Genomic DNA, 16,780 nt, shown 5'->3' with positions numbered 1-16,780 from the left:
CTTTCTCGAAAACGGAGACCGAAATGGGTTATCAACAGGGTCTGAGCGGCCTCGCCGGCGCATCGAACGCGCTCGACGTGATCGGCAACAACATCGCGAACGCGAACACGGTCGGCTTCAAGTCGAGCACCGCGCAGTTCTCCGACATGTACGCGAACTCGCTCGCGACGTCGGTCAACACGCAGATCGGGATCGGCACGACGCTCGCGTCGGTGCAGCAGCAGTTCGGCCAGGGCACGATCAACACGACGAACTCGTCGCTCGACGTCGCGATCAACGGCAACGGCTTCTTCCAGATGTCGAACAACGGCGTGACGACGTACTCGCGCGACGGCACGTTCCAGCGCGACAAGAACGGCTTCATCGTCAACTCGGCGGGCGCGAACCTGATGGGCTACGCGGCCGGCAAGAACGGCGTGCTGAACACCGCGCAGACCGTGGCGCTGCAGGCGCCGACGACCAACATCGCGCCGACCCCGACGACCAAGATCACCGGCCAGTTCAACCTGAACTCGCAGGACACGGTGCCGGCCAAGACGCCGTTCGACCCGACCGACACCACGACGTACAACTATTCGACGTCGATCCAGGTGTACGACTCGCTCGGCGGCTCGCAGGCGGTCAACATGTATTTCGTGAAGTCGGCGGCCGGCTCGTGGGAAGCCTACGCGGGCGTGCAGGGCGGCACCGCGACCGACCTCGGCACGGTCACGTTCGACACGTCGGGCGCGATCCAGAGCACGACGCTGCCGGGTTCCGCCACGCCGACCGCATCGCTCGGCCAGTTCCAGTTCACCGTACCGACCACCGACGGCTCGGCGACGCCGCAGAACCTCACGCTCGACCTGACCGGCACCACGCAGTACGGCGGCAAGGACGGCGTGAACAACCTCGCGCAGGACGGCTACGCGAGCGGCACGCTGACGACCTTCTCGATCGGCTCGGACGGCAAGCTGACCGGCAACTACTCGAACGGCCAGACGGCGGTGCTCGGCCAGATCGCGATCGCGAACTTCAACAACCCGAACGGGCTGACCAGCCTCGGCGGCAACCAGTACGCCGAGACGGCCGCGTCGGGCGTGCCGCAGATCTCCGCGCCGGGCAGCACGAACCACGGCACGCTGCAGGGCAGCGCGCTGGAGAACTCGAACGTCGACCTGACGTCGCAGCTCGTCAACCTGATCACCGCGCAGCGCAACTACCAGGCGAACGCGCAGACGATCAAGACGCAGCAGACCGTCGACCAGACGCTCATCAACCTGTAACGCGCGGATAACCGGCAGCCATGGACCGACTGATCTACACGGCGATGACGGGCGCGTCGCAGTCGCTCGACCAGCAGGCGATCGTCGCGAACAACCTCGCGAACGCGTCGACGACGGGTTTTCGCGCGCAGCTCGCGACCTACCGCGCGGTGCCGATGAATTTCGGCGACGGCAGCAACATCGACCCGACGACGACGCGCACCTACGTGCTCGCGTCGACGCCCGGCGCGGATTACGCGCCGGGTCCGATCACGCGCACCGGCAACCCGCTCGACGTCGCCGTGCAGGGCGCCGGCTGGCTGTCGGTGCAGACCGCCGACGGCAGCGAGGCGTACACGCGCGCCGGCAACCTGCACGTCGATGAAAACGGCCAGCTCGTCAACGCGAGCAACCTGCCGGTGCTCGGCAACGGCGGCCCGATCTCGGTGCCGCCGAACGCGGAAGTGACGATCGGCAAGGACGGCACGGTGTCCGCGCTGATGCCGGGCGACCCGCCGACGGCGGTCGCGATCGTCGACCAGATGAAGCTCGTGAACCCCGACCCGGCCACGCTCGCGCGCGGCAACGACGGGCTGTTCCGCACCGCCGACGGCAATCCGGCCGACGCCGACCCGACCGTGGTCGTCACGCCGAATTCGCTCGAAGGCAGCAACGTGAACCCGGTGACCGCGATGGTCGCGATGATCGACAACGCACGGGCGTTCCAGCTGCAGTCGAAGCTGATCCAGACGGCCGACCAGAACGAGCAGTCGGCGAACCAGCTGCTCAACTTCAGCTGAGCGGCCCGGCCCTCGCACCCAGGAGAAGATTCAACATGAACCGTTCGCTCTACATTGCCGCCACCGGCATGAATGCGCAGCAGGCGCAGATGGACGTGATCTCGAACAACCTCGCGAACACCAGCACGAACGGCTTCAAGGCGTCGCGCGCGGTGTTCGAGGATCTGCTGTACCAGACCATCCGCCAACCGGGCGCGAACTCGACGCAGCAGACCGAGCTGCCGTCGGGCCTGCAGCTCGGCACCGGCGTGCAGCAGGTCGCAACCGAGCGCCTGTACACGCAGGGCGGCCTCACGCAGACCGGCAACTCGAAGGACGTCGCGATCAACGGCGCGGGCTTCTTCCAGGTGCTGATGCCGGACGGCACGAACGCGTATACGCGCGACGGCTCGTTCCAGACCAACGCACAGGGCCAGCTCGTCACGTCGAGCGGCTACCAGATCCTGCCGGCGATCACGGTGCCGCAGAACGCGCAGTCGCTGACGATCGGCAAGGACGGCGTCGTGTCGGTCACGCAGCCGGGCTCGAGCAACGCGGTGCAGATCGGCTCGCTGCAGATCGCGACCTTCATCAACCCGGCCGGCCTCGAGGCGAAGGGCGAGAACCTGTTCGCCGAGACCACGTCGTCGGGCGCGCCGAACGTGTCGCAGCCGGGCCTGAACGGCGCGGGCGTGCTCAACCAGGGCTATGTCGAGGCGTCGAACGTGAACGTCGTGCAGGAGCTCGTCAACATGATCCAGACGCAGCGTGCCTACGAGATCAACAGCAAGGCCGTGACGACGTCCGACCAGATGCTGCAGACCGTCACGCAGATGAAGAGCTAACCGGAACGTCCCGTCGTCGCCATGAAGCAGGTTCGCCTCCTCCCGTCAGCCCCCGTCCGCGCCGCGTGCGCGGTCGCGGTGGCCGCGCTCGCCGGTTGCGCGCAGATTCCGCGCGACCCGATCATCCAGCAGCCGATGACGGCGCAGCCGCCGATGCCGATGTCGATGCAGGCGCCCGGCTCGATCTACAACCCCGGCTATGCGGGGCGGCCGCTGTTCGAGGATCAGCGGCCGCGCAACGTCGGCGACATCCTGACGATCATGATCGCGGAGAACATCAACGCGACCAAGTCGTCGGGCGCGAACACGAACCGCCAGGGCAACACCGACTTCAACGTGCCGACGGCCGGCTTCCTCGGCGGGCTGTTCGCGAAGGCGAACCTGTCGGCGGCCGGCACCAACAAGTTCGCGGCCACCGGCGGCGCGAGCGCGGCGAACACGTTCAACGGCACGATCACGGTGACCGTCACCAACGTGCTGCCGAACGGCAACCTCGTGGTCAGCGGCGAGAAGCAGATGCTGATCAACCAGGGCAACGAATTCGTGCGCTTCTCGGGGGTCGTCAACCCGAACACGATCTCGGGCGCGAACTCCGTCTATTCGACGCAGGTCGCCGACGCGAAGATCGAATACTCGTCGAAGGGCTACATCAACGAAGCCGAGACGATGGGCTGGCTGCAGCGCTTCTTCCTCAACATCGCACCGTGGTGATGACGATGCAGCAGCCTCTTTTCCACCGCCTGTCGTCCCGTGCGCGTGCCGTCGCGCGGATCGCCGCCGCGTTCGTGCTGGCGGTGTGCGCGCTCGGCGCGGCACCCGCGCACGCGGAGCGCCTGAAGGACCTCGCGCAGATCCAGGGCGTGCGCGACAACCCGCTGATCGGCTATGGCCTCGTCGTCGGCCTCGACGGCACCGGCGACCAGACGATGCAGACGCCGTTCACGACGCAGACGCTCGCGAACATGCTCGCGAACCTCGGCATCTCGATCAACAACGGCTCGGCCAACGGCGGGCCGTCGTCGCTGAACAACATGCAGCTGAAGAACGTCGCGGCCGTGATGGTGACCGCGACGCTGCCGCCGTTCGCGCGGCCGGGCGAGGCGCTCGACGTGACCGTGTCGTCGCTCGGCAACGCGAAGAGCCTGCGCGGCGGCACGCTGCTGCTCACGCCGCTGAAGGGCGCGGACGGGCAGGTGTACGCGCTCGCGCAGGGCAACATGGCGGTCGGCGGCGCGGGCGCGAGTGCGAACGGCAGCCGCGTGCAGGTGAACCAGCTCGCGGCCGGCCGGATCGTCGGCGGCGCGATCGTCGAGCGCGCGGTGCCGAACGCGATCGCGCAGATGAACGGCGTGCTGCAGCTGCAGCTGAACGACATGGACTACGGCACCGCGCAGCGGATCGTGTCCGCGGTCAATTCGAGCTTCGGCCCGGGCACCGCGACGGCGCTCGACGGCCGCACGATCCAGCTCGCCGCGCCGGCGGATTCCGCGCAGCAGGTCGCGTTCATGGCGCGCCTGCAGAACCTCGACGTGAGCCCGGACAAGGCCGCCGCGAAGGTGATCCTGAACGCGCGCACCGGCTCGATCGTGATGAACCAGATGGTCACGCTGCAAAGCTGCGCGGTCGCGCACGGCAACCTGTCGGTGGTCGTCAACACGCAGCCGGTGGTGTCGCAGCCGGGGCCGTTCTCGAACGGGCAGACGGTGGTCGCGCAGCAGTCGCAGATCCAGCTGAAGCAGGACAACGGCGCGCTCAAGATGGTGACGGCCGGCGCGAACCTGGCCGACGTCGTGAAGGCGCTGAACACGCTCGGCGCGACGCCGGCGGACCTGATGTCGATCCTGCAGGCGATGAAGGCGGCCGGCGCGCTGCGCGCAGACCTGGAGGTGATCTGAATGGCGGCGAATCTTCCGAACGCGAACGACCTGACGCAGCGCTTCGCCCTCGACGTGCAGGGCTTCGACGCGCTGCGCGCGCAGGCGAAGCAGTCGCCGCAGGCCGGTGCGAAGGCGGTCGCGGGCCAGTTCGACGCGATGTTCACGCAGATGATGCTCAAGAGCATGCGCGATGCGTCGCCCGACGGCGGGCTGCTCGATTCGCACACGTCGAAGATGTACACGTCGATGCTCGACCAGCAGCTCGCGCAGCAGATGTCGAAGCGCGGGATCGGCGTGGCCGACGCGCTGATGAAGCAGCTGCTGCGCAACGCGGGGCAGGGCACGGGCAGCGACACGGCGGCCGACGCGGGCGCGGCCGGGCTCGCTGCGGCGGGCCTGGGTGCGGCCGGCTCGGGCACGTCGGGCAACGAAGGCAGCCTCGCCGCGATGAACGCGATGGCGCGGGCCTACGCGAACGCGGCGAACAACGGCGGGCTCGCCGGCTCGCGCGGCTACACGGCCGGCAGCGCGCTGACGCCGCCGCTGAAGGGCGCGAGCGGCGTGCAGGACGCCGACGCGTTCGTCGACCGGCTCGCCGGCCCGGCGCAGGCGGCGAGCGCGACCACCGGCATCCCGGCGCGCTTCATCGTCGGCCAGGCCGCGCTCGAATCGGGCTGGGGCAAGCGCGAGATCCGCGCGAGCGACGGCTCGACGAGCTACAACGTGTTCGGCATCAAGGCGAACAAGGGCTGGACGGGCCGCACGGTGTCGGCGCTGACGACCGAATACGTGAACGGCACGCCGCGCCGCGTCGTCGCGAAATTCCGCGCGTACGACTCGTACGAGCACGCGATGACCGACTATGCGAACCTGCTGAAGAACAACCCGCGCTATGCGGGCGTGCTCAGCGCGAGCCGCAGCGTCGAGGGTTTCGCGCACGGAATGCAGAAGGCCGGTTACGCGACGGACCCGAATTACGCGAAGAAGCTGATCTCGATCATGCAGCAGATCGGCTGACGGGGCCGGGCCGCAATGGCCCCGCCTGCCGCCGTTTTTACAATCTTACGAACCGTGCCCGGTATCCCGCCGCGCGCGGTTTTCAACGTTTGCGCGAAAAATACCGGCGTTTCGATCTAAACTTTCGGTGAGCACTGCCGCTAAGTGTGAGAGACCTGTAACCGGGCCATGTTCTGGCCCGGTTTTACTGCGCACCGGTCGCCCGGGCGCCCTGAAAAGAAAACCGGCTAGCCATGAATATCGAAACGTCGACCGATCCGAGCCTGGATGCGGGCCATTCCGGGCCCGACTACGCCCGCCGCAATCCGCTGGAGATCGGCGTGCAGCTGCGCAACCTCGTGAACCGGGGCGACTTCCTGACCGTCCAGTACCCGGGCGGCCAGCTCGTCACGCGCCTGCTCGAGGTCGACGTCGGCGCGCGCACGTTCGCGTTCGACTGGGGCGCGCTGTCCGAGCAGAACGCCGGCATCCTCGGCGCGTCGCATTGCACCTTCGCGGCCGCGCCGGAAGGCGTGCGCGTCGAATTCACCACGAACACGCCGCGCGAGACGCGCTACGAGGGGCTGCCCGCGTTCGTCGCCGATTTCCCCGACGTGCTGATGTGCATCCAGCGCCGCGAGTATTTCCGCGTCGATGCACCGATCGTCGATCCGTTCCTGTGCCGCGGCCGGTTGCCGGACGGCGAGGGCTTCATGTTCGAGGTGCATAACCTGTCGCTCGGCGGCGTCGGCCTGCGGACCGCCGACGAGCGCGTCGAGACGCTCGATGTCGGCACGCTGCTGCCGGGCGTGGAGCTCGAGCTGAACGGCCACGGCAAGCTGTCGCTCGACCTGCAGCTCGTGTCGCAGCGTTCGACCCAGATGCCGAACGGCTCGCGCCGCTACCAGCTCGGCTTTCGCTTCATGTCGCTGCCGGGCAGCGCGGAGAACACGCTGCAGCGCCTGATCACGCAGCTCGAGATGAAGCGCCGCTCGCTCGCGCGGGCCTGACGCATCCGCTCGCGGCCCGGTTCGGGGCCGCTCTCGCACCGGCGCCGGCAGCGTGCGCCGGGCCGCTCGCCGGACGACGCGCATGCGCGCGTCGCGCGCGCATTTTTCCCTCAATTTTTCCGATCCGCGGCCGTTATACCGGGAGTCACGCAACCCGGCGGCCGCAGCGCGGCCGGCTCATCAGGATCGCGCATGTCCAACTCACTCATGAACCTCGGTGTCAGCGGCCTCAATGCCGCGCTCTGGGGCCTCACGACGACCGGCCAGAACATCAGCAACGCCGCGACGCCCGGCTATTCGGTCGAGCGCCCGGTCTATGCCGAGGCGAGCGGTCAGTACACGGCGAGCGGCTACATGCCGCAGGGCGTGAATACCGTCACCGTGCAGCGGCAGTACAGCCAGTATCTGAGCGACCAGCTGAACAGCGCGCAGTCGCAGGGCGGCTCGCTGTCGACGTGGTATTCGCTCGTCGCGCAGCTGAACAATTACGTCGGCAGCCCGACGGCCGGCATCTCGACCGGGATCACGGGCTATTTCACCGGGCTGCAGAACGTCGCGAACAACGCGTCCGATCCGTCGGTACGGCAGACCGCGGTCAGCAACGCGCAGATCCTCGCGAACCAGCTCAACGCGGCCGGCCAGCAGTACGACGCGCTGCGCCAGAGCGTGAATACGCAGCTCACCGACACCGTGTCGCAGATCAACACGTACACCAAGCAGATCGCGCAGCTGAACCGGCAGATCTCCGCAGCGAGCAGCCAGGGGCAGCCGCCGAACCAGCTGATGGACCAGCGCGACCTCGCGGTGTCGAACCTGTCGAGCCTCGCCGGCGTGCAGGTGGTGCGCAACGACAGCGGCTACAGCGTGTTCCTCGCGGGCGGCCAGCCGCTCGTTCTTGCCGACAAGAGCTACCAGCTCGCGACCGTCACGTCGTCGTCCGATCCGAGCGAGCTGACCGTCGTGTCGCAGGGGATCGCCGGCGCGAACCCGCCGGGGCCGAACCAGGCGCTGCCCGATGCGTCGCTGTCGGGCGGCACGCTCGGCGGCCTGCTCGCGTTCCGCAGCCAGACGCTCGACCCCGCGCAGGCGCAGCTCGGCGCGCTCGCGACCAGCTTCGCCGCGCAGGTCAACGGGCAGAACGCGCTCGGCGTCGACCTGGCGGGCAATCCGGGCGGCAACCTGTTCACGGTGGCGAACCCGACCGTCTATTCGAACCAGGGCAATACCGGCAACGCGGCGCTGTCCGTCTCGTTCGCCAACGCGTCGCAGCCTACGACGAGCGACTACACGCTGTCGTTTGACGGCACGAACTACACGCTGACCGACCGCGCGAGCGGGTCGGTGGTCGACCAGAAGGCGGGGCCGATGCCGGTCTCGCTCGGCGGGCTGAACTTCTCGTCCTCGTCCGGCGCGATGAATGCCGGCGACCAGTTCACCGTGCTGCCGACGCGCGGCGCGCTGACGGGCTTCGGCCTCGCGACGACGAGCGGCTCGGCGATCGCGGCCGCGTCGCCGGCCGTCACGTCGGCGTCGAGCACCAACATCGGCACCGCCAAGATCGCGCTGAGCGGGGTGACCTCCGGCTATCAGGTGCCGTCGACCAAGCTGACCTACGACGCGGCGACGCAGTCGCTGTCGGGCTTCCCGGCCGGTACCACGGTGACGATCCCGGGCACGCCGCCGACGTCGGTGACGATCAGCAATCCGACCGACCCCGTGCCGTACGACCCGTCGACCGGCGCGGCGATGACGATGTCGGGCACGGCCGCCGGTGCGCTGAACGGCGTGACCGTCACGCTGTCGGGCACGCCGTCGGACGGCGATTCGTTCACGATCGGGCCGTACGCGGGCGGCACGAGCGACGGCAGCAACGCGCTCGCGCTGTCGCGGCTCGTCAACGCGAAGACCCTCGGCGGCGGCACGACGACGCTTACGGGCGCCTACGCGAACTATGTGAACAACATCGGCAATGCGGCGAGCCAGCTCAAGTCGTCGAGTACCGCACAGACGGCGCTGGTCGGCCAGATCACGTCCGCGCAGCAGTCGGTGTCGGGCGTGAACCAGAACGAGGAAGCCGCGAACCTGATGCAGTACCAGCAGCTCTACCAGGCGAACGCGAAGGTGATCCAGACGGCGGCTTCGCTGTTCCAGACCGTGCTGGGCCTGTTCAGCTGAGCGGATTCGAGAGGATAGAAACGATGCGGATTTCCACGACCCAGTTCTACCAGCTGAACGTCGGCCAGATGAACGATCAGCAGGCCCAGCTCGCGCAGCTCTACCAGCAGATCTCGAGCGGCGTGAGCCTGTCGACGCCGGCCGACAACCCGTTGGGCGCGGCGCAGGCCGTGCAGCTGTCGATGACGTCGGCCACGCTGTCGCAATACGCGGCGAACCAGAGCACGGCGCTCGCGTCGCTGCAGGCCGAGGACCAGGCGCTGCAGAGCGTCGGCAACGTACTCGGCAGCGTCCAGTCGTTGATCGTGCGCGCCGGCGACGGCTCGCTCGCCGACAATAACCGCGCAGCGCTCGCGGCGCAGCTCGAGGGCTACCGCGACCAGCTGGTGTCGCTCGCGAACTCGACCGACGGCGCGGGCAACTACCTGTTCGCCGGCTACCAGAATTCGACGGCGCCGTTCACGAAGGACGCCGCCGGCAGCATCAGCTATGTCGGCGATACGGGCACGCGCACCGTGCAGATCGACGATTCGCGCAGCGTGCCGCAGGGCGACTCGGGCCTCTCGGTGTTCATGTCGGTGCAGGCGCTGGGCAACTCGCCCGTCCAGGCGGCCGGCGCGGCCAACACCGGCACGGCCACCATCGGCAACGTCACGGTGACGGATCCGTCGGCTGCGACCAACGGCCATCAGTTCACGATCACCTTCGGCGGCACGGCGGCCGCGCCGACCTACACGGTGACCGACAACTCGATTTCACCCCCGACTCCCGGGCCCGCGCAGGCCTATACGTCGGGCACCGCGATCGCGCTCGGCAACGGGATGAAGGTCGCCGTGTCGGGCACGCCGTCGCCCACCGACACCTTTTCGGTCACGCCCGCGCCGCAGGCGAGCGGGGTCGACGTGTTCTCGACGCTCGATTCGATGATCACGGCGTTGAAGACGCCCGTCGCCGGCAATCCGACGGCGACCGCCGCGCTGTCGAACACGCTGAGCACGGCCGCGACGAAGATCGGCAACTCGATGCGCAACGTCACGACCGTGCTGGCTTCGGTCGGCGGCCGCGAGCAGGAGGTCAAGGCGATGCAGACCGTCAACCAGACCGCGGCGCTGCAGACGACCAGCAACCTGTCGGACCTGACGAGCGCCAACATGGTCACGACCATCAGCCAGTACCTGCAGGTGCAGAACGCGCTGAGCGGCGCGCAGAAGGCTTACGCGCAGCTGCAGAACATGTCGCTGTTCCAGTACATCAATCCGTAATCCGCGTCGCGTCCGCTGCGATGTGAGCGCCCGCTCACATCGCGCGGTGCGCCGGCCGGCCGCCGCCGATGCGGTCGCGCCGCGCCGATTCCCGCGCCGATTCCCGCGCCGATGCCCGCCCGGCAGGCACGCCCGCCGCCCCGGCGGTTCGCGCTTGCCAGCCCCATTTCCGCTCCGTAAACTCGCGCCAGATTCCAGACCGGCGCACCGTCCCGCAGCCGGCGTACGACAGGAGCCCTTTTCCCCATGTCCGATTCCTACTTCCCGCGCTGGCGGGTGCAACCGACCGGCGCGGTCTCGCGCGTGGTCGGCCCCGACGAACGCCTCGCGTGGCCGCAGATGGTCGCGATGGGCGTGCAGCACGTCGTCGCGATGTTCGGCTCGACCGTGCTCGCACCGCTGCTGATGGGCTTCGATCCGAACCTGTGCATCTTCATGTCGGGTATCGGCACGCTGCTGTTCTTCGTGCTGGTCGGCGGCCGCGTGCCGAGCTACCTCGGCTCGAGCTTCGCGTTCATCGGCCTCGTGATCGCGGTGACGGGCTACGGCGGCAGCGGCCCGAACCCGAACATCCCGGTCGCGCTCGGCGGGATCGTCGCGTGCGGCGTCGTGTACGTCGCGCTCGGCGCGCTGGTGCAGGCCATCGGCACGCGCTGGATCGAGACGCTGATGCCGCCCGTCGTCACCGGCGCGGTGGTCGCGGTGATCGGGCTGAACCTCGCGCCGATCGCGGTCAAGGGCGTGTCGGCATCGACCTTCGACTCGGTGATGGCGCTCGTCACGGTGCTGTGCGTCGGCGGCGTCGCGGTGTTCGCGCGCGGGATGATGCAGCGCCTGCTGATCCTCGTCGGGCTGGTGATCGCCTACGTGATCTATGCGATCGCGACCAACGGGATGGGCCTCGGCAAGCCGGTCGATTTCGCGATCGTCGCGCAGGCCGCGTGGTTCGGCGTGCCGAGCTTCCGCGCGCCGGTGTTCGATCCGCACGCGATGCTGATGCTCGCGCCGGTCGCGGTGATCCTGGTCGCGGAGAACCTCGGCCACATCAAGGCCGTCAGCGCGATGACGGGCACCAACCTCGACCGCTACGTCGGTCGCGCGTTCATCGGCGACGGGCTCGCGACGATCGTGTCGGGCAGCGTCGGCGGCACCGGCGTGACCACCTATGCGGAGAACATCGGCGTGATGGCCGTCACGCGGATCTATTCGACGCTCGTGTTCGCGGTCGCCGCGCTGATCGCGATCGGGCTGGGCTTCTCGCCGAAGTTCGGCGCGGTGATCCAGACGATTCCGGGCCCGGTGCTCGGCGGCGTGTCGATCGTCGTGTTCGGGCTGATCGCGGTGACGGGCGCGCGGATCTGGGTCGTCAACAAGGTCGACTTCTCCGACAACCGCAACCTGATCGTCGCGGCCGTCACGCTGGTGCTCGGCGCCGGCGACTTCTCGCTGAAGATCGGCGGCTTCGGGCTCGGCGGGATCGGCACCGCGACGTTCGGCGCGATCATCCTGTACGCGATCCTGCGCAAGGAAAAGGAGCCGGGGCCGGTGGTGTGAGCCGCGGCGGGAGCAGGGCCGCGGGCGCCGGCGTCGCGGGCGTCACGGGTTCGGCTGCACCGAAAACGTGAGCGGCCAGGCAAAGGTTCCGTCCTTTGCCTTCGGCGCGAACACGAAACGGTAGGTCAGCGTGAACGTCGTCTTCAGCGCCGTATAGGGCACGGCGATCGTGCCGCCCGTGCCCGGCAGCACGACCTTGCCGCCGAAGCCGGTGATCTCGATCGAACTGAACTGCGACTGGCTGGCGGCGGCGACCTGCACGAGCACCGTGTAGCCGGCCCGGTCGTTGGTCTGGATCGCGAGCGTCGTCCCGGACGGGTTGCTGGTGTTCGGCACGGCCAGGTTGCCGATGCTCGTGTCCTTGTTCGCGATCACGAGCTTCGCCGGATTGGTCGCGTTGAGCCGCGCATACGCCTGGACCGTCGTGCCGACCTGCACCGACCGGCTGGCCTGCTTCGCATCGGCATGGCCGGGCGCGGCGCCGAGCAGCGCGATCGACAGCGCCGCCATCGCGGCGAGCCGGGCGCCCGCGCGGCCGCCGGCCCGCCGAAGCGCGAGCGGCCGCGTGCGGGTCCGTGCGCATCGGGCGCGCCGCGATGCGGCGGCGCTCGCTGTCTCGGTTCGATTCATGTCTGCCCCCCATTGTCCGGGTCCGTGATGGCGATCGACGGCGGCATGCGCACCGCATGCGCCGCCGGCGCGCCTAGTAGTTGAACAGGATCGTGATGTTGTGGTCCGCGTAGCTGCCCGGCACGGCGTTCTGGCCACCGCGGATCAGCCCGTACACGGTGGCGTTGAAGGTGCCGCCGCCCGTGATCTTGCCCCACGAAATCGCCGACGTGCCGCTCGTGCCGTCGCCCCAGATCGACGTATGCGCGCTGTCGAGATACAGGTTGTAGCCGAGCGTCTGCGTATTGCCGGTCCGCGTCATCAGGCGGTTCGCGAAGGTGCCGCCGCCCGGGCTCGCGGTGACCGTCGGCGTGGCGTTGCCGCTGCCGGTGCAGTTCACCGAGATCGTGACGGCGGACGTGGCCGCGTTGATCGTGTCGTACGTGCCGAATGCCATCGACGACGGCGCATTCATCGTGCAGGTCGTTGCCGCGCGCGCGGGCAGCGCGGCCAGCACGACGGCACCGGCCGCGAGCGCCGCGGCTGCCGCGCGAAAGCGTGCGAGCCGGACCGGCCGCCCGTCATGCTTGCGATGTCTCATGGTGTGACTCCCTTGCAAAGATGGGTGCCCAGGTCCGGCAGCGGGTCGTCGCCGGCGGGAAAGCGCACGGTCACGTCGCACTGCCGGTCGTGCCACGCCGCATGCAGGCGGTTCTGCGCCGACAGTCCGGTCACGTAGACGACGCCGTCGCGGCCGACGGGAAACACGTCCTTCTGCCCGTCGATCGTGACGGTCGCGCCGGCCGGCAGGTGCGCGCCGTTTTCGAGATCGAGCGTCAGCACCGCGCCGCGCGAGCGCGTAATCGGGAACACGAGCGCCATGCCGCTGCGGAAGTAGGGCACCGCGTCGAGCTTCAGCGTGCCGATCGTCGCGTCGAACGGCAGGTCGACCTGCTCGATCGAGATTGGGTTGCTTTCGTACGCGCGCAGCCGCGGCAGCAGCGCGACGCCGCTGGCGTCGGTACGCGCGACGAGCTGGTTGTCCGCGAGGATGCCGACGTTGGCGAAGCCCGGCACCTTGACCAGTGCGAAGCTGTCCGTGACCTGTCGCGACAGGCGCGCGGTGCCGTCGACGAACGCGATGCCGCCCGCGGCGTTGGCGCGCACGCCGGCGCGGCCGCGATACGCAGCCGCCTCGACGCTGTAGGTGCCGGTGCGCGTCTGCAGCGTCGCGCTCGCGTCCTGCGTGTCGTTGCCGGCCTGCAGCGCATAGCCGAATCCTTCGCCGGCCGGCAGGCTGCGCTGCAGTTGCGCGAGCATTTCGGTGCCGCCCTGCTGGTGCGTCAGCGTGACGGATGCGCTCGTCCGGTTGTCGACCGGGATCGTCCACGCGACGCCGACGATCGTCGTGCCCGAGCCGCTCAGCGGCTTGCTGACGCTGACGTTGGCGAAGCCGAAGCGACCCAGTTGCGCGCTGTAGCTGAGCGACAGCAACTGGGTCTTGTAGCCGTCGCGATTGTCGAGGAACACGTGCGCGAGCCCGAGCGAGCCGAAGCGGCCCATCCCGATGCCGAGGTTGACGCTCGTCAGCAGCTTCGGCGCGAGCGTGCCCGGCTCGAGCCCGATCTGTGCGAAATGCGGCGTCGCCCATTGCGCGTGCGCGCCGATCTCGACGAGGCCGGCCTGGCTCTCGGCGCCGATCGTCGCCAGTGCGCCCGGGCCGTCGGCGCTGCGGCTCGCCGCCGCGGACGCGTTGACGACGCCGAGCGGCCCGGCCAGCACCACGCCGCCGATGCCGAGGTTCTGCCGGGCCCCTTCGGCTTCCGCGTGGATCTCGCCGGTGAACCGGTCGGTCAGGCCGACCCGGTGCGTCGCACTGGCGAACCAGCGCCCGTAGTCGTTGCTCGCGAGGCCGAAATCCCGCCGCTCCTTGCCGACCTCGTACGAATAATCCTGCATGCCCTGCTTCAGCAGATTCGCGCTTGCATAGAACGACTGGGTGATCACCTGCTCGCGGCCCATGACGTCGCGCACCACCACCCGCACGTCGCCCTGGCCGGTCACCACCGGCACGTTGTTGATCGCGAACGGGCCGGGCGCCACCTCGCGCGTCGAAGTCAGCGCGTTGTTGACGTAGACGTCGACGGTCGACGGCAGCACGGCCTGCCCGCTCACGCCCTGCAGCGGAATCGTGACGAGTCCGGGCTGCGTCGCGAAATTGGTCGCGTACTGGATGCCGCCGAAGCGGATCGCGCGGCCCCACATGCCCGGACGGCTGATCGCGTCGCCGATGCGCAGGCTGGCGAGGTGGCCGGGCCGATCGGTCGTCCACGTGGTTTCGAGGCGGGTCAGGCGCCGGGTCGGGCCCGATTCGTCAGCGAGGAACGTGCCGACGCCGACGCCGAAGCGGTTGAAGAAGCCGAGCTCGAACAGCCCCGAGCCGTGCGTCTGGCCGGCGGCCTGCTCGGCGAGCAGATCGTAGTTGAAGAAGCCGCCGATGCCCGGCTCGACCGCGCTCGCGCGGTGCCGGTCGGTCTCGTCGAAGGTCGCGCCGACGAACGCTTGCGCGGGGACGCTGATCGCCATCGTCAGGTTCCGCTCGTCGACGGTGTACGTGAGCCCCGCGATCGCGTTCAGCGGGTAGAACGGCGTGTCGCTGCCGGCCAGCGGCGCGGCGTCCGGCAGCCTGAGCCGCCAGCGCTTCAGGTCGTCGGCCGACACGTAGAACGCGCCGTCGGCCGCCTTGATCAGCAACGCGGTCTCGTCGAGCCCCTGGCGGTTGATGTCGACCTGATACAGCAGCTCGGCCGGGCCGGCCGCCGCGCCATGCGACGCTTGCGCGGCCGGTGCCCTCGGGGCCGCTACAAGCCGCTCTTCCGCGAGTGTGGTCTGCGCGCTCATGAGCATCGCGATCAGCAGCGCCGCGTCAGCGCGCGTTCGGCGCGACCGTGGAGTCGATATCGCCCGCATCGGAGTAGCCGACCAGGTGCATTCCGGAAGCAGCGGCCGGCGCGGCTCCGGCGCCGGGCTTGAACATCAGTTCGCGGGACTGGCCCGGCAGGACGTACGCGAATTCCGCATGCGTGGCGACGGGGCGATCGCTGCCCGGCGCGAACAGCGCGAGGTTCGCCACCTGCGCATGCGCGGTGCCGTCGTTGGTCACGCGCAGCGCGAGCATGCCCGTGCCGCCCGGTCGCGGCTCCGCGCTCCAGCGCAGCCGCGGGGCGGTGTCGGCGGCCGGCTTGACGAAGATCGGAAGGCTCATCTCCAGCGCGATCTGCACGCCGGCGAAGCCCGGTTTCGGCGCCGGCGGAATCTCCTGCAGATAGAGCCGGTAGCTGGTTTCCCGGTCCGCGCCCGGCGCGTGCCGCAGGCCGATGCGCACGACCTGCGAACTGCCGGGCGCGATCGTGAAAATGGGCGGCGCCGCAATCAGGTCGCCGGTCGACGCATAGACGTCGTCGCCCGCGTTCTGCGACCACGCCGCAGTGCGCAGCTGGACGACGACGGACTGGTCGGGCGACTCGTTCCTCACCGTGAGCGCGACGCTCCGTTGCGCGGCGGAGAGCTCGACGCGAACGGGAGACACGGTGAAGTCGGTGGCCTGGCTGTCGACGCATGCGGCGGCGAGCGTCACGGCCGCGATCCAGGTCGCGAGTTTGCACACGTTCGGTTTCATCACAGATCCACCTCCAGGGGATGCGCTTCGGCGCGTTGACGTATCCCGCCCGGGAGGGGCGCGCGCATCCGCGATGCGGCGCACCCTCCGCGCGGCACTAAAACGTCACGGTGACCGTCACCGTATCGGCGTAGCTGCCGGGCACCGCGTTGGGCTGGTCGGGCACCTTGCCGTAGACGGTCTTGCTGATCGCCTGGCCACTTGCCATCCCCTGGCCGGTGCCGTTGACGGTATCGGTCGGCGGCGTGTTGCCCCAGACGACCGTGCGGTTCGAATCCTGGTACAGCGAGTAGTTGAGCTGATTCGAGCCGCTCGTCATGATGCGGTTGGTCACCGTGGCACCGGACGTCGTGCCCGCATTCAGGCCGATGTTGAAGTTCGTGCCGTTCGTGCAGCGGACCGTGATCGTCGATTGCGCGGCTTGATCGCCGGTGCCCGGCGTATAGGCGGGGAAGGTCAACGCGCCGGCCGAGTCGATCAGGCAGGTTGCGTTGACGGTGGCCGATACGCCGAACGTCGCGCTGGCCTGTGCGGCCGATGCGGTGACGGCCGCGCAGGCGAGCGATGCGGCAAGTGCCGCCTTGGTCAGTAAGGACTGCGTCATGATGAATTTCTCCCTTCAAGGCTGGAAAGCGCGGCCGGTGCGGCGAGCGGGTCGTTCGGGACGGAAGCTCGATGGTCCGGATGCGCGACAGGTCTTCTCTGCGTCTGAATCGGATCGCTGGCTGGGCGGGCACCTCCTTCGTGTCG

Annotated in this window: 15 protein-coding genes; 10 read left to right on the top strand and 5 right to left on the bottom strand. The window is 69.0% G+C overall.

Features of this window, described 5'->3' with window-relative positions:
- Positions 1–23 precede the first annotated feature (23 nt).
- The 10 genes from flgE to DIE04_RS13735 all read left to right on the top strand — a co-directional run bounded on the left by flgE (position 24) and on the right by DIE04_RS13735 (position 11,742).
- Positions 24–1,265, top strand: coding sequence for a flagellar hook protein FlgE (flgE, locus tag DIE04_RS13780; protein ID WP_044847876.1), 1,242 nt, complete (start codon positions 24–26; stop codon positions 1,263–1,265).
- Positions 1,266–1,285: 20 nt separating this feature from the next.
- Complete coding sequence (flgF, locus tag DIE04_RS13775) at positions 1,286–2,044, top strand: flagellar basal-body rod protein FlgF (RefSeq protein ID WP_044847877.1); 759 nt, start codon at positions 1,286–1,288, stop codon at positions 2,042–2,044.
- A gap of 35 nt (positions 2,045–2,079) precedes the next feature.
- On the top strand, positions 2,080–2,868 hold the full coding sequence (gene flgG, locus DIE04_RS13770) for a flagellar basal-body rod protein FlgG (protein WP_014895799.1): 789 nt from the start codon (positions 2,080–2,082) through the stop codon (positions 2,866–2,868).
- Positions 2,869–2,889: 21 nt separating this feature from the next.
- Positions 2,890–3,579, top strand: coding sequence for a flagellar basal body L-ring protein FlgH (gene flgH, locus DIE04_RS13765; RefSeq protein ID WP_044847878.1), 690 nt, complete (start codon positions 2,890–2,892; stop codon positions 3,577–3,579).
- A 5-nt stretch (positions 3,580–3,584) separates the two neighbouring features.
- The gene (locus tag DIE04_RS13760) at positions 3,585–4,763 is read left to right on the top strand and encodes a flagellar basal body P-ring protein FlgI (protein ID WP_124520531.1); all 1,179 of its coding nucleotides are present in this window, start codon (positions 3,585–3,587) and stop codon (positions 4,761–4,763) included.
- A complete protein-coding gene (gene flgJ / locus DIE04_RS13755; protein ID WP_044847879.1) occupies positions 4,764–5,762 on the top strand; it encodes a flagellar assembly peptidoglycan hydrolase FlgJ in 999 nt (332 codons plus the stop codon). It abuts the gene before it with no gap.
- Positions 5,763–5,995: 233 nt separating this feature from the next.
- Positions 5,996–6,751: a flagellar brake protein gene (locus DIE04_RS13750; protein ID WP_124520530.1), complete on the top strand. Its 756-nt coding sequence runs from the start codon at positions 5,996–5,998 to the stop codon at positions 6,749–6,751.
- A gap of 192 nt (positions 6,752–6,943) precedes the next feature.
- Positions 6,944–8,926 (top strand): flagellar hook-associated protein FlgK, encoded by a 1,983-nt coding sequence (flgK, locus tag DIE04_RS13745; protein WP_124520529.1) that lies wholly within the window; start codon positions 6,944–6,946, stop codon positions 8,924–8,926.
- 23 nt (positions 8,927–8,949) lie between these two features.
- The gene (gene flgL / locus DIE04_RS13740; RefSeq protein WP_124520528.1) at positions 8,950–10,188 is read left to right on the top strand and encodes a flagellar hook-associated protein FlgL; all 1,239 of its coding nucleotides are present in this window, start codon (positions 8,950–8,952) and stop codon (positions 10,186–10,188) included.
- Positions 10,189–10,434: 246 nt separating this feature from the next.
- The gene (locus tag DIE04_RS13735) at positions 10,435–11,742 is read left to right on the top strand and encodes a solute carrier family 23 protein (RefSeq protein ID WP_124486643.1); all 1,308 of its coding nucleotides are present in this window, start codon (positions 10,435–10,437) and stop codon (positions 11,740–11,742) included.
- 42 nt (positions 11,743–11,784) lie between these two features.
- On the opposite strand, the gene DIE04_RS13730 is transcribed toward DIE04_RS13735, so the two are convergent.
- The 5 genes from DIE04_RS13730 to DIE04_RS13710 form a co-directional block, all read right to left on the bottom strand.
- On the bottom strand, positions 11,785–12,372 hold the full coding sequence (locus DIE04_RS13730; protein WP_124520527.1) for a hypothetical protein: 588 nt from the start codon (positions 12,370–12,372) through the stop codon (positions 11,785–11,787).
- A 73-nt stretch (positions 12,373–12,445) separates the two neighbouring features.
- Complete coding sequence (locus tag DIE04_RS13725) at positions 12,446–12,952, bottom strand: spore coat U domain-containing protein (RefSeq protein ID WP_124520526.1); 507 nt, start codon at positions 12,950–12,952, stop codon at positions 12,446–12,448.
- The gene (locus DIE04_RS13720; RefSeq protein WP_260426207.1) at positions 12,949–15,252 is read right to left on the bottom strand and encodes a fimbria/pilus outer membrane usher protein; all 2,304 of its coding nucleotides are present in this window, start codon (positions 15,250–15,252) and stop codon (positions 12,949–12,951) included. The genes DIE04_RS13725 and DIE04_RS13720 overlap by 4 nt, the downstream gene beginning before the upstream one ends.
- 25 nt (positions 15,253–15,277) lie before the next feature.
- Entirely contained in the window at positions 15,278–16,030 is a 753-nt protein-coding gene (locus tag DIE04_RS13715) for a molecular chaperone (protein WP_124520525.1), read from the bottom strand.
- A 97-nt stretch (positions 16,031–16,127) separates the two neighbouring features.
- Complete coding sequence (locus DIE04_RS13710; protein WP_124520524.1) at positions 16,128–16,634, bottom strand: spore coat U domain-containing protein; 507 nt, start codon at positions 16,632–16,634, stop codon at positions 16,128–16,130.
- Positions 16,635–16,780: the final 146 nt, after the last annotated feature.

This window comes from Burkholderia sp. Bp8994 (assembly GCF_003853805.1).
Lineage (GTDB): Bacteria > Pseudomonadota > Gammaproteobacteria > Burkholderiales > Burkholderiaceae > Burkholderia.
This window is presented reverse-complemented; position numbering and strand designations above follow the sequence as displayed.

Coding starts and splice junctions, on each gene's coding strand:
- flgG (WP_014895799.1), top strand. CDS start 2,080: ATGAACCGTTCGCTCTACATTGCCGCCACCGGCATGAATGCGCAGCAG.
- flgK (WP_124520529.1), top strand. CDS start 6,944: ATGTCCAACTCACTCATGAACCTCGGTGTCAGCGGCCTCAATGCCGCG.
- DIE04_RS13725 (WP_124520526.1), bottom strand. CDS start 12,952: ATGAGACATCGCAAGCATGACGGGCGGCCGGTCCGGCTCGCACGCTTT.
- flgL (WP_124520528.1), top strand. CDS start 8,950: ATGCGGATTTCCACGACCCAGTTCTACCAGCTGAACGTCGGCCAGATG.
- flgH (WP_044847878.1), top strand. CDS start 2,890: ATGAAGCAGGTTCGCCTCCTCCCGTCAGCCCCCGTCCGCGCCGCGTGC.
- DIE04_RS13760 (WP_124520531.1), top strand. CDS start 3,585: ATGCAGCAGCCTCTTTTCCACCGCCTGTCGTCCCGTGCGCGTGCCGTC.
- DIE04_RS13715 (WP_124520525.1), bottom strand. CDS start 16,030: ATGAAACCGAACGTGTGCAAACTCGCGACCTGGATCGCGGCCGTGACG.
- DIE04_RS13720 (WP_260426207.1), bottom strand. CDS start 15,252: ATGAGCGCGCAGACCACACTCGCGGAAGAGCGGCTTGTAGCGGCCCCG.
- DIE04_RS13730 (WP_124520527.1), bottom strand. CDS start 12,372: ATGAATCGAACCGAGACAGCGAGCGCCGCCGCATCGCGGCGCGCCCGA.
- flgF (WP_044847877.1), top strand. CDS start 1,286: ATGGACCGACTGATCTACACGGCGATGACGGGCGCGTCGCAGTCGCTC.
- DIE04_RS13710 (WP_124520524.1), bottom strand. CDS start 16,634: ATGACGCAGTCCTTACTGACCAAGGCGGCACTTGCCGCATCGCTCGCC.
- DIE04_RS13750 (WP_124520530.1), top strand. CDS start 5,996: ATGAATATCGAAACGTCGACCGATCCGAGCCTGGATGCGGGCCATTCC.
- flgJ (WP_044847879.1), top strand. CDS start 4,764: ATGGCGGCGAATCTTCCGAACGCGAACGACCTGACGCAGCGCTTCGCC.
- DIE04_RS13735 (WP_124486643.1), top strand. CDS start 10,435: ATGTCCGATTCCTACTTCCCGCGCTGGCGGGTGCAACCGACCGGCGCG.
- flgE (WP_044847876.1), top strand. CDS start 24: ATGGGTTATCAACAGGGTCTGAGCGGCCTCGCCGGCGCATCGAACGCG.